Below are 12016 nucleotides of genomic sequence, written 5' to 3'. Positions count from 1 at the left end.
GCGCTTCCTGCAAAAGTCCTTCGCCAAGAGCGCTGCGCTCCGGCGGCCCGTGAGCCGCTATCCCTTGCGTCGTGGGGGCCTTCCCCGCCTTCGACAGGAGACGGACATGGTGCAGCTGCTGCAGGACAAGGTGTGTCTCATAACGGGTGCAACGTCGGGCATCGGCGAGGCTGCTGCGCGGCTCTTCGCGGCCCAGGGAGCCCGGGTGGTGCTGGCCGGCAGGCGGGTGGAGCGCGGCGAGGCGCTTGCCGCGGAGCTGCGCCGCTCCGGTGCGCAGGCGCTGTTCGTCGCCGCGGACGTGGCCGTGGAGGCGCAGGTGGACGCGCTGGTGGGCCGGGCGGTGAGCGAGTTCGGACGCCTGGACGCCGCCTTCAACAACGCCGGCACGGAGGGCCGCTTCGCGCCGCTCCCGGAGAGCACCGCGGACGACTTCGATGCGCTCGTCGCGACCAACCTGCGCGGCACCTGGTTGAGCATGCGCGCGCAGGCGAAGCAACTGCTCGCCCAGGGCACGGGCGGCGCCATCGTGAGCACCTCCTCCTGGCTCGCGCAGGGGGGCTTCGCCGGGAGCAGCCTCTACTCGGCGACCAAGGGCGGCATCGATGCGCTCTCGCGCGCGGCGGCCGTCGAGCTCGCCGCGCACCGGGTGCGGGTGAACACGGTGCAGCCGGGCTACATCGTGACCGAGATGTTCCGGCGCTTCCTCGACCCGGAGGACCGCGTGGCCGGCCGCCCCTTCCTCGAGGCGACGCCCGCCCGGCGCTACGGCCAGCCCGAGGAGGTGGCGGCGCTCGCCGCGTGGCTGTGCTCGGACGCCGCCGCGTACGTCACGGGACAGAGCATCGCGGTGGACGGAGGGCTCACCGTGCCCGGCAACCGCCCGCCGCTCTGAAGCGCGGCGCCGCTCAGTGCACGAAGCTGCCGGGCCGGGGCGGCTGCGGTGCGGCGGCGCGCAGCGGCTGAATCTGGCCTCCCGCGGCGCGGCGGCGCGAGCCGCTGAAGACGATGTCCTCGGGGCGCTCGATGGGGCGGAACACCTGCAAGGGCTCGGCGCCGGCGAGGGCGAGCGGCGACCAGGCCAGCTCGTCCGCATCGCGCAGCGCCCCGAAGTCCAGCCCCGTCCACTCCTCCACTGCTGCCACGGTGACCTGGTAGCGCTTGAGGTGCAGCAGCTCGCGCCCCACCTTGTCCTTCTCCATCGGGGCCTGCTTCATGAGGAAGGCCACCACGGAGAGGTCGTCTCCGTCCGCCGTCGCGTCGCGCAGGGCGACCACCTTCCAGAAGGCCGCGGGGATCTGCGCGTCGCGCAGCGGTGGATCGTCGTCCTGCAGCACCGGCCCGGTGATGACGCACAGGCGGTAGGAGACGTCCGCCGCGCGCTCGAGCACCCAGTCCTCCAGCGCCGCCCACTCGTCCTGGTTGAAGTTCTCGTGCTGGGGCGCCGCGTTCGCGTAATAGAAGGTCGCGGCGTTCGCCTCGCGCGCCACCCGCACCGGCCCCCACAGCGCATCCTGGCGCCGGGTGAGGTGGCCGCGGTCCCACGCGTTGTTCGCGTAGTAGATGGGGCCGAGCTGCGCGGAGGCTGGCAGGCGCGGGTCCAGCAGCCAGGGCATCCCCTCGCGCCCCATGCGCACCATGCGAGAGGCGTCCACGTTGCACGCGCTGAACAGCGCCGTACGCCTGCGCGCATTCATCGCGAGCGAGTAGTGCACGTAGTCGAGCACGCGGCCCTTCTCGAAGGCGTCCTCGCGCAGGCGCGCCGTCAGCATGGGCAGGGGCACCTGGAAGCCGCCCCCGAGGAAGTCCGGGTCGTAGGGAATCACCAGCGAGGGCGCCGCGGCGAGCATCACCTCGAGCCCCGCGAGCCCGCCCGCGTCATCCGGCGCGCTCGCGGCCGGAGCCGGAGCGGGGAGGGTGGGGGTCTGCAGGCCCTCGCGGATGCCCACGCCGTCGAAGGCGGCGGCCACTGCGGCGAGCTTCTCCTCGAGCGCGGGGTCCTGGCGGAAGAGGCTGCGCGCGGCGAGCTCCACGCCGCGCCGGCTGTCGCCGAAGCCCGAGGTGCGCGAGAGGTACTGGGTGAGCGCGATGTAGAAGAGGGCCGCTACCTGCGCGGGCGAGAAGCACCAGTCGCCGGCCGCGTCCTTCGCGCTGAGCAGCAGGTAGGCCGCGCGGTTGTGGATGCCGCTGTTCACGTGCACGCCGCCCCAGTCGTGCGGGCGGTCCACCGGCAGCTGCCGGTACTCGTCCATGTGCGCGGGCTGGCCGCAGCGCGTGGGGTCGCGCAGGTCGCGGATGGGCACGCCCGAGGCGTCCAGCTCCTCGCCCATCTCCCAGCTCCAGCGCTCGCGGTCCGCGACGGCGAGGTTCGAGACGAGGATGCCGAAGATGTCCGAGTAGCTCTCGTTGAGCGCGCCGCTCATGCCTGCGTAGAGGAGGCGCGCGCTGTGGTCGGTGAGGCCGTGCAGTATCTCGTGCGCGACGACGTCCAGCGCCACCGCGTAGGAGACCAGCTCCTCGCCCACCTTGCGCTGGCCGTACACCATCTGGGTGCCGATCCACGCGGCGTTGCGCCACTCGGTGCCCGGCCCCGAGCCTCCCCACGCGCACTGGATGCTGGAGATGAGCGGCCCTCCCGCGTTGTCCAGCCCCTCGCGCTTGAGCACCTCGCGCAGGAAGCGCGCCACCTCCACCGCGTTCGCGTGCGCGCTCACGCCGGCGCTGCTCCAGGGCTCGGGAGGTAGCTCCACGTAGCTGCCCGGCAGCCCCTTGTCGTCGGTGAGCAGGTCGCGGAAGCCGAAGTCGTAGGTGTGCACGTTGAAGCGCGCGTCGTGCAGCTGCTTGCGCGCGCCCTCGGTGCTCGCGCCGAAGCGCCGCAGCTGGCCGCGCCCGTCGCGCGCCTCCTCCAGGCCGGAGTCATCCGCCGGAGCGGGGGCGGCCGGGGTGCGCGGCAGCGCGGGCGGCTCACCGAGCGGCAGCGGGAGGCCCTTGCCGTTGCCGCCGGTGCCGGGCCGCGGCTCGAGCGCGCTCTGGTTGCGCGGCAGCGCCGCGACCAGGCTGCCGTCGTGCGCGTCCACCACGAAGTCGAAGAGGGTGCCCTCGCGCGTCCAGACGTTCTCGGCCACGTACGCGAGGTGCCAGCGGCGCGCGCCCGGCTCGAAGTAGTAGTGCAGCCGCGGCACCGCCTGGCGCGCGCGCTCGCCGGCCTTCTGCGCCACCACGTCCATCGCCTGCGCGGGCGAGAGGCGCGCCACCGGGTCCACGCCCGCGGGCTCGCCGAGGTTCGAGTTGATGGCGAGCAGCTCGTTGCCCTGGTCCAGCTCCACTGTGACGAGCGAGCCGTACACCGGGATGCGCGAGAGCACCTGGCGGAACTTCACCGTGCGCGTCCCGGTGAGGGGCAGCACCTCGGTGCCCAGCGTCTGCAGCTCGCTCGCCTGGCCCGCCACGCTCACCGGCTCGAGCGAGGGGAGGCGCTCGCTCTCGAATGCCCGGCTCAGGTAGCGGCGCGCGGCGGCCTCGGCGCCCAGTGCGGAGAAGGGGAGCGCATCGCCGCCGGGCTCGATGCCGGCGAGCGGTGGCGGCCGCAGCGAGGCCGCCAGCTCGGCCTGGCCGTGGCGGTGGAAGGCGAAGCTCTTGAGTCCGTTGGCATCCATGACTATTTCCCTCTCGTACCCGGGGCGCAGAGGTGCGGGTGCGCGGCGTGCGCGCGGCGGGCGCGGCAAAGCTGGGGCCGGCATCTCGCGAAAGAAGCGGCGACCGGCGCGGCGCTGCGTCGGGTGGGCCGCCGCTGGAGCGGAGGCTCGCGGCCTCCTCCCGCGGCCCGTGCTCCTCCCGCACACCCGAGCGCGAGCCCGCTCCGCCGTGCGCTTGCCGCCACTGCGTGCGCGACCCCAGCGTGCGGCGCACGCCACGGCGTCCGCCATCTCCGATGGCCGCGGAGGAGCTCCATGCCACTGGCAGCCCTGCTCACCTCGCTCGTGCTGCTGCTGCTCGCGCCGGCACCGCTGACCTCGGTGTTTCTCCTGAGCTCGCTCCTCGCGCCCGTTCCGCTGCTGCACTCTGCGCTGCTGTCGCTGCCCGCGGTGCCGATGCTCACCTCGCTGCTCGCCGCACTCGCGCTGCGGCCTCACGTGCTGCTGCCGTTGCTGCTCGCCGCGTTCGTGCTGCTCTCCCTCGCCGCGGCCCGGGTGCCGGCGCTGGGCGCGCGCCTGCCGCGGCTCGCCGCGCTGGGCTGGCCCTACGTGCCCCTGCTGCTGCTCGCGCTGGGCGTGGGCGCGGCGCTCGCGCGGCTCCTCTTCCTCCTCTACGGCCTGGATGCGCCGGCGGCCGAGCGGCTGTGGCGCGCGCTCACGCTGGACCTCCCCGCGCTGCGCCCCTACGCCTGGCTCAGCCCGCTGCTGCCCCTGCTCGCGGTGAACGCCGCCGTGCTGGGGCTCGCGGCGCGCCTCGGCTCGCGCCGCGTCTTCCAGTGCGTGGCGCTGGGGCTGCTGCTGTTCGGGGCGGTGGTGGTCGCCTTCCCGCAGAGCGGCGAGGAGGCAGGGCCCGCGGGGCTCGTGCTGCGCGAGCGGGTGGGGCGAAGGCTCCTGGGGCCCGCGCTGCACGCGCCCGGCGCGCAGCTGGACCGCGCGAGCCTCATCGGGCTCGCCGTGCTGCTGCTCGCGCTCTACCGCCTGCTCGAGGCGGTGAACCTGCGCCACACCCTGCCCGCCCTGCAGGTGGGCGTCTTCGAGGAGCCCGGGGGCAAGCGCCGGCCCGAGCTCGAGCGGCTCACGGGCGAGTACGTGCTGCGCAGCGCGCCGCACGTGCCGCCGCGCCTGCCCGGCGGCTCGCTGGTGTACTGGCGCGAGCTGCTGCAGACGCCCGCGCTGGAGCGCACCGGCTGGGTGGCCACCGCCGCCTCCTTCCTCGTGCACGTGGTGGTGCCCCCGAGCGGCCTGCGCCTCAGCGCCACCGTGCTCGTCCCTCCACCCGCGCCCGCGCCGCCCCCGCGCCGCCGCTCCTTCCTCCTCGGGAGGCGTCCGTCCACGCCGCCCCCGGCGCCGCGCGTGGGGCTTCGGGTGCAGGTGACGGACCTGCGCTCCCAGCGCACGGTGCTCGCCCACACCTTCTGGGAGGCGAGCGCGGAGGCCGCCGCGGAGCAGGCCGCCTACGCCGCCGCCGAGGCCGCGCTCGCGCTCAGCCCCGACCTGCCGGAGTGGATGCGCTGGAGCGAGGCGGACGGCACGGCGCTGCGCGAGTACTGGCGCGGGGTGGCGGCGCTGGACGCGCGGGGGGAGGATGCAGAGGCCGCGCTCGCGCGGGCGGCCGGGCACTTCCGCGCGGCGTCGCAGCGCAGCCGGGGCAACGGGCTCGCCCGCCTGCAGCTCGCGGAGACCTGCGAGGCCCGGGGGGACTTCGTCTCCGCACTCGAGCTGTACCTCGAGCTGGAGGAGCGCTTCCCGCGCATGCTGCTCGCCCAGTACCGGCTCACCGCCACCTGCTCGGCCGTGGGCACCTGGGCGCCGTCCGTGCTCGCCCCCACGCCCGAGGGCTGCCGCGCGCTCGCGCAGCTGTGCGGCACGCTGCAGCGGCGCGGGCTCGCGAGCGCCGGGCAGTGCGCGCGCCTGGGCCAGGAGCCCCTCGCGCTCGAGCGCTTCCTCCTCGCGCTCGCGCACGCGCGGCTGCAGCGGCTGCACGCCACCGTGCGCTGGCGCGTGCTGGGCTGGAGCCTCAGCCGCACCTCGGATCGGCGGAGGCTGTGGCGCACGGTGCTGGGCTCGCCGCGGCGAAGGCGCGCCCTGCAGCAGGCACTCGCCGCAGCGCAGCTGTGCCTCGACCTGCGGCGCGTGGCGCTGGAGCCGGAGGAGCGGGGGCTGCAGCGCGCGTGGCGGCGCGACCGCTTCGAGCGGCGCGAGGCGAGGCTCTGCGAGGAGGCGCACCGGGCCACGCGCCTGGAGGCGGGCGGCTGGGCGGTGGTGCACTACAACCTTGCCTGCGCCCTCTCGCTGCGGCTCGCGCAGCTGCCCCCCACCGGAGAGGGCGGCGAGCAGCGCACGCGGCTCGTGGCCCGCGCGACGCGCCACCTCACCTGCGCGCTGCGCGACTCGCACGGCCCCTTCGCGAGCGGGCGGCTGTGGTGGCTCTGGAGCGACCCGGACCTCGCGCCGCTGCGCACCGAGGCAGGCTTCCAGGCGTGGCTGCGGGTCATCTCGCTCGGCGAGCCGCCGCCTCCCGCCCCGCGCAATGGGACCGGGCGCACGCCGCCGCGCCCCGAGCGGCGGGAGAGCCCCACGCGGCTGGGGCTCGGCAGCGTCAGCGCCTAGCGTCAGCCGAAGAGCGCGGGGGCGACGAGCGACTGCAGGTGCTCGAGGAGGAAGCGGTAGCTCACCCCGAGCCGCGCGGCCTCGGTGCGCAGGTCCGCGCCGCCCAGCACCTTGAGGGCGGACTGGCGTGTGGCGTGGAAGAGCCGGTCGTCCTCGCCGCCCGGGTTGAGCTGCTCGCCCCACTCGGCCACCGGGACCTTCGTGCGCATCCGGGCGCGCTCCTGGTAGTCCAGGTCCTGCAGCGGCGCGGGGGGGGGCGCACCGGCCGCCTCGGGACCGAAGTCGATGTCCCCGATGAACCGGTCCCAGGGCACGAGGCCGCTGCGGTCGAGCGGCATGTTCGCGAACACCGAGCGAATGGCGTTGATGACCAGCGGCTCGTTGGGCAGCCCACCGTGCGAGTCCTCGCGCACCGGCGGCACGTAGGCCCAGTAGCAGGAGGTGGGCAGCCCGGGGAGCAGCGAGGACTGCAGCAGCACGGTGCCGTCGCCGTTGCTCAGCTTGCCCGCGGGGGCGCGCGGCAGCGAGTGCACCGTCCAGTCGCCACTCGCATCCCGCTGCGCCGCGTGCTCGGTCTTGCCGTTGAGCCCCACGATGACCGTGATGCGCGAGCTGAAGCGCTGGGCCACGTCCAGGGCCTTCGCGCGCGTGAGCTCGTAGTGGCTGCGGGCAAAGCGCAGCAGCGTGTCGCGCAGCTCGGGCCGGTACAGGTTCGTCCAGGAGCTGCGGCGGTAGAGGTCCTCGCCCGTGCGCACCGGGTACTGCAGCGCGGTGGCGAGCCCCGGCAGGCGCGTGGGCCAGACTTCTGCCGGGGCGGGGATGAGGTTGAAGAGGCCGGGCAGGCTCGCGGCGGACTCGCGCAGCACCGCGTTGCGGATGAGCCAGTCGGCGGGCGTGCCGTTGCCATCCTCGATGACCCGCAGCGGCTTGAGCGCGCCCCAGAAGGGCGGGGCGATGAAGACGAGGTGGCCGATGGCGTCGTCGAACTCGCGCGTGGTGGCGAGCAGGCGCAGGAGCACGCAGCCGCCCATGCTGTGGGTGACGAAGTGCAGGGGCTTGCCGTCCTTGCGCAGCTCCAGCAGGAAGAGGCGCAGGCGCTGCGCCTCGATGGCGAGGCTGTCGCGCCAGTCGTAGTTGAAGCGCCCCAGCCCCACGCTGACGAGGTAGTCGCCGTAGTGCTCGCCGAGCACCGGCAGGTTCACCGTGGAGCGCGCGTAGACGAACTGGCCCTGGCAGTCCACGCTGCCCTCGGGCGAGAGCCGGTCGAAGGCGAGGTTGTCCACCTCGTGCCACAGCCCTGTGTCGACCCAGAGCGTGTCCTTGCGCTGCCGGTCGTACAGCTCGCTGCCCATGGTGCCGTGCAGCAGGATGGCCCGGCGCGCGGAGTTGCGGATGTCGTTGAGCCAGCCAGGCCACACCTCCTGCGCGTAGAAGTCTTGCTTGAGCAGCATGGTGTGGTCCCCCTCCAGAGTGAGCGGCTGCGCGGGCGAGCATGCCCGAGCGCTCCCACGGGCGCAGGGACGGCGTGGCACGGGCGCCGGGTGCTGGACGCTGGCCTTGCTCGAGGGGGTGCACGAGACGTCGGTACTGCCCCGCACGTCACTGGCAGGGAAAGGAGCGCGGAGGGGACGGGCTCCTTCCGCCCGTGCCCAATTCCGGCAGGGCGTCGCCGTCCGAGGCGCTCCGGGGATGCGTGAGAGGGGAGGGGTGTCGGGCGAAGTGCTGTGCGTCGCTAAATACGAACCTCGGGGGTTTTGAAAACTCCCGAGGTTTGTCGGCGCACCGACCTGCGACCGGCAGGGGCACCCCTCCGGCCGCGAAGTTGCGCGCGCCTGTTCTGAGATGTCGGGGGTTTTCCGGTAGGCCCTACCCTCCTCGAGGGCTCGGGTAGCCGGGAGCGGCCTAGATCGAGGCGCGGAGGGCGTGGACGGAACACTTCGTCCAGCGCCGTGCGCCCCCGGAGCGCCGCGCAGACCGACGCCCGTGCGCGCTCGGCAGGGCGAAGCTCCACCGTCCCGCCCGTCTCCTCCAGGGGCCGAGGAAGCGACCTGCCGTCGCAGCGGTGTGGTCCGCGGGCCCACCCTGCGCCCGGGCGCGCGGGCGGTGTATGAGAAGCGCCATGGCTTCGATTGCGTTCTCCACCATCAAGGGCGGCGTGGGTAAGACCACCCTGTGCGTGCACACGGCCGCGGCGCTCGCGGACGCGGGGCACCGGGTGCTGCTGCTGGACCTGGACCCCCAGGCGCACGCGAGCCTCGTCCTGGGACTGGAGCCCGGCGACCGCCCCTGCGTGGGCGACACCTTCGGCCCCCGCCCGCGCCACCGGCTCGACGAGGTGCTGGTGCCCGCGCCCAAGCGCCCCGAGCACCTCTTCATCGCGCCTGCCTGCCTGCGCATGGCGGCCATCGAGCGCGAGCTGTTCTCGTGGGGCCACCGCCTGCAGGCGCTGCCACGCGCCCTCAAGACGCTCTCCTGGACGCCGGACGTGGTGGTCATCGACACGCCGCCCAACATCGGCGCGTACACGGAGGCGGTGCTCGCGTACGCGGACACGGTGGTGGCCCCGGTGCCCACGGGTGCCTTCGCGCTGCAGGGGCTCGGGGAGATCGAGACCGCGTGGCGCGAGGTGCGCGACGGCGGGCGCGACGGCGGCACGCTGATGGCCGTGGTGAACCTGTGGGACCGGCGCACCACCGCGACGAACGAGGCGATGGAGGGCGCGCTCGCCGAGCTCAGCGTGCCGGTGGCCCGCGCCCGCGTGCCGCGCTCGGAGGCCATCAACCAGGCAGGGCTCGCGTACGAGGTCGTGTTCGACACGAGCCCGAATGCCACGGGCGTCGAGGAGCTGCGCGCGCTCGCGCTCGAGCTGGGCAAGAGTGTGGGGCTGGGCCGGCCCGCGGCGCGCTGAGCGGCGGCGCCCCCCTGGGTGCACGGCTGCACGCTGAGACACACTTCTTCACGATGGGGGCCGCAATGCGGGCGCCCTTTGGGCGTACTCCAGGTGGCCGCTGCTGCGGCCCTTCACGCCTGGACATGCCCACATGAACCTGCCCACGCTCGCCGTCCTGCTCTCCGTCGCGGGCGCCTCACCCGAGGCCCGGCCTTCCGTGCAGCGCCTGCCCGCGCGCCTCGTCGAGGGCACCTTCTTCGCGCGGCCGGTGACGCGCTCCGGCCGCACGCTCAACCTCTACACGGACACCGGCGGCGGGCTGTGGCTCACGCAGGCCGTGGCCCAGGAGCTGAAGCTCCCCACGCGCACCGAGGCGCAAGGAGAGGAGAAGCGCGAGGTGCTCACCGCGCTGCCCGAGTTCCGCCCCGGCCAGGGCATCCCCGCGCCGCTCGAGGGCACCTTCGGGGTGATGCCGAAGCAGGAGGGCTCACCGGTGCCGGCGGGCTGGGACGGAATGCTCGGGCAGGAGTGGTTCGCGGGGCGCGTGTGGACCTTCGACTATCCCCGCGGACAGCTGCTCCTGCACGCGAAGGCCCCGCCGATGGAGGGCACACACGTGGTGCCGCTGGGGTTCCGCGTGGGCAAGGACGGCAAGCGTGAGACGGCGTTCGCGCGCATCCAGGTGCAGGTGGACGGAGAGCCGCTGGACCTGCTCTTCGACACCGGCGCCCAGACGCGCCTCACTGCGGACGCGGCGAAGGCGCTGAAGGTGGCCGCGGGCGAGCGCGCCACCAGCTTCATCACGAAGAGCGTGGCGGAGCGCTGGCGCAGCCGGCACCCGGACTGGCGCTACGTGGAGGCGGCGGAGGCGGGCACCGGCGCGCCGATGATCCAGGTGCCGCACCTGAGCGTCGCGGGCCACGAGGTGGGCCCCGTGTGGTTCACGCTGCGCCCCGACCGCGCCTTCCACGAGTACATGGCGCAGTGGATGGACAAGCCGACCGAGGGTGCGCTGGGCGGCAGCGCGCTGCACTACTTCCGCATCACCGTGGACTACCCGGGCGCCCGCGCCCTCTTCGAGCGCTGAACGCGCGCTACACGGACGGGTAGAGCTGGCAGCCGTCCACGCGGATGTCCGCGCCGCTCACGAGGCTCGCGCGGTCGGAGGCGAGGAAGGTGACGACGTGGGCCACCTCCTCCACCGTGCCGAAGCGGCCGAGGGGGAAGTTCTCCTCGCGGAAGGCCTCGATGCGCTGGGGGTCCGCCTTCATGCGGCGGTCCCAGCTGCCGCCGGGAAAGAGGATGGAGCCGGGCGAGATGGAGTTCGCCCGGATGCCGTGCGGCCCGAGGTCGTGCGCGAGCGTGCGCGCGAACATGATCTCCGCCGCCTTCGCCACGTTGTAGGCGGGCTTGCTGCCGCCCACCACCGAGCCGGAGATGGAGGTGACGAAGAGCATCACGCCCTGCCTCCGCGCCTTCATGTGCGCGCCCGCCTCGCGCGCGAGCCGCACGCCCACCCCCAGGTTCACGTCCAGGGTGAAGTCCCACGCCGCGTCGTCGTCGCCCTCGCGGCTGCCGCCCAGGTTGTGCACCAGCACGTCCAGCTGGCCGAAGCGCGCGAGGGTCTCCTGCACGCTGCGCGCGGCGGCCTCGGGCTCGAGCAGGTCGAGCGAGAGCGCGTGCACCTCGGCGCCCTTCGCGCGCAAGGAGGCGGCGTGCGCCTCCAGTGCCTCCTTCCCACGGGCCACGAGCACGAGCCGGCACCCTTCCGCGGCGAGCCCCGCCGCGATGCCCGCGCCGATGCCGCGGCTCGCCCCCGTCACCAGCGCCACGCGTCCTTTGAGTCCCAGGTCCATGGCCGCGGAGGCTCGCGCGCGTGGGACCCTTGCGCAAGGCCGCGGAGGAGTAGGGTGGTCTCCGCAGGGGTTTCGTCCCCACGATGCAGGTGCGCCGCTGCACCCGGGAGAGCGTGAGCGCACGCTCAGGGAGCGAGAATGAACCGAGCAGGACTCCGCGCGCGTCTCGATGCTGAACGCGTTCGCCCCGACGCCTACAGCCTCGAAGGCGGCCACCCCGACGAAGCCTCGGTGCTGCGTCGCGAGGCCGATGGTCGCTGGTCCGTCTTCTACAGCGAGCGCGGGCAGGAGACCGGGCTCCAGCGCTTCGACACCGAAGCAGAGGCATGCCAGCACCTGCTGTCCCTGCTCCTGGCAGACGTGACCACACGTGCGGCCGGCCCGGACGTACTAGAACGTCGGTCCATGAGCCCGACCCACGCCCCGACCGCGCCCCCCACCGAGCTGGAGCGCCCCACTGCCGAGCAGATCGACGCCGCGGTGCAGCTGCTCGTGCGCACCACGCCCGCGGACGCAGGGGGCGGCTGGGTGCACCACGCGCCGGAGGACGGCGTGCTGCTGCGCTCGCAGCTGGATGCCGCGGGCCGACCGCAGCACCAGGAGCTGCACGTGCTCGGCGAGGCCTTCCTCTGGGACCGGGGCGAGGGCGTGCGCACGGGACGCTCGGAGTGGCGGCCAGGCGCGGTGCCGCATGCGGTCGCCGACCCGCGCGTTCTTCCGGACCGGCTCGCCATCGCGGTGCGTGCGCTCGCGCCGTACTCCGGCACGGACGCGCTGCTGCTCAACCTGCGCTCGGAGCTGACCCAGGCCCAGGCGCGCGTGCCGCGCGGGGCCAGCAGCACCTCGTACTACCCGCGCGAGGGGCTCGTGTACCTCGTCATCTTCCTGCTCTTCGCGGTCGCCTTCGTCGTCGCGCTGGTGTGGGCGATGGGCGGGCAGCTGAGCCGGGCCGAGTAATCCCCGACGCG

8 protein-coding genes are annotated in these 12016 nt (G+C 74.2%); 5 read left to right on the top strand and 3 right to left on the bottom strand.

What is annotated here, in order from left to right:
- Nucleotides 1–106 precede the first annotated feature (106 nt).
- Nucleotides 107–892, top strand: a complete 786-nt coding sequence (locus tag FGE12_RS28855) for an SDR family NAD(P)-dependent oxidoreductase (protein WP_153869867.1) — start codon at nucleotides 107–109, stop codon at nucleotides 890–892.
- 13 nt (nucleotides 893–905) lie between these two features.
- On the opposite strand, the gene FGE12_RS28850 is transcribed toward FGE12_RS28855, so the two are convergent.
- The gene (locus FGE12_RS28850) at nucleotides 906–3653 is read right to left on the bottom strand and encodes a DNA/RNA non-specific endonuclease (protein ID WP_153869866.1); all 2748 of its coding nucleotides are present in this window, start codon (nucleotides 3651–3653) and stop codon (nucleotides 906–908) included.
- 294 nt (nucleotides 3654–3947) lie between these two features.
- On the opposite strand from FGE12_RS28850, the gene FGE12_RS28845 reads away from it, so the two are divergent.
- Complete coding sequence (locus FGE12_RS28845; protein ID WP_153869865.1) at nucleotides 3948–6302, top strand: hypothetical protein; 2355 nt, start codon at nucleotides 3948–3950, stop codon at nucleotides 6300–6302.
- A gap of 2 nt (nucleotides 6303–6304) precedes the next feature.
- Here FGE12_RS28845 and FGE12_RS28840 read toward each other — a convergent pair whose 3' ends face one another.
- Nucleotides 6305–7753 (bottom strand): alpha/beta fold hydrolase, encoded by a 1449-nt coding sequence (locus FGE12_RS28840; protein WP_153869864.1) that lies wholly within the window; start codon nucleotides 7751–7753, stop codon nucleotides 6305–6307.
- 668 nt (nucleotides 7754–8421) lie between these two features.
- On the opposite strand from FGE12_RS28840, the gene FGE12_RS28835 reads away from it, so the two are divergent.
- Entirely contained in the window at nucleotides 8422–9210 is a 789-nt protein-coding gene (locus FGE12_RS28835) for a ParA family protein (RefSeq protein ID WP_153869863.1), read from the top strand.
- A 133-nt stretch (nucleotides 9211–9343) separates the two neighbouring features.
- Nucleotides 9344–10279, top strand: coding sequence for a hypothetical protein (locus tag FGE12_RS28830; protein ID WP_153869862.1), 936 nt, complete (start codon nucleotides 9344–9346; stop codon nucleotides 10277–10279).
- Nucleotides 10280–10286: 7 nt separating this feature from the next.
- Here the strand turns inward: FGE12_RS28830 and FGE12_RS28825 are convergent, their stop codons facing one another.
- Nucleotides 10287–11048: an SDR family NAD(P)-dependent oxidoreductase gene (locus tag FGE12_RS28825; protein WP_153869861.1), complete on the bottom strand. Its 762-nt coding sequence runs from the start codon at nucleotides 11046–11048 to the stop codon at nucleotides 10287–10289.
- A gap of 405 nt (nucleotides 11049–11453) precedes the next feature.
- Between FGE12_RS28825 and FGE12_RS28820 the strand changes: the two genes are divergently transcribed.
- Nucleotides 11454–12005 (top strand): hypothetical protein, encoded by a 552-nt coding sequence (locus tag FGE12_RS28820; RefSeq protein WP_153869860.1) that lies wholly within the window; start codon nucleotides 11454–11456, stop codon nucleotides 12003–12005.
- The last annotated feature ends 11 nt before the right edge of the window (nucleotides 12006–12016 follow it).

Origin of the sequence: Aggregicoccus sp. 17bor-14 (assembly GCF_009659535.1) — a bacterium.
In the GTDB taxonomy this organism is placed as follows: domain Bacteria; phylum Myxococcota; class Myxococcia; order Myxococcales; family Myxococcaceae; genus Aggregicoccus.
Note: the sequence above shows the minus strand (reverse complement) of the source record. Positions and strands in the feature narration are given on the sequence as shown.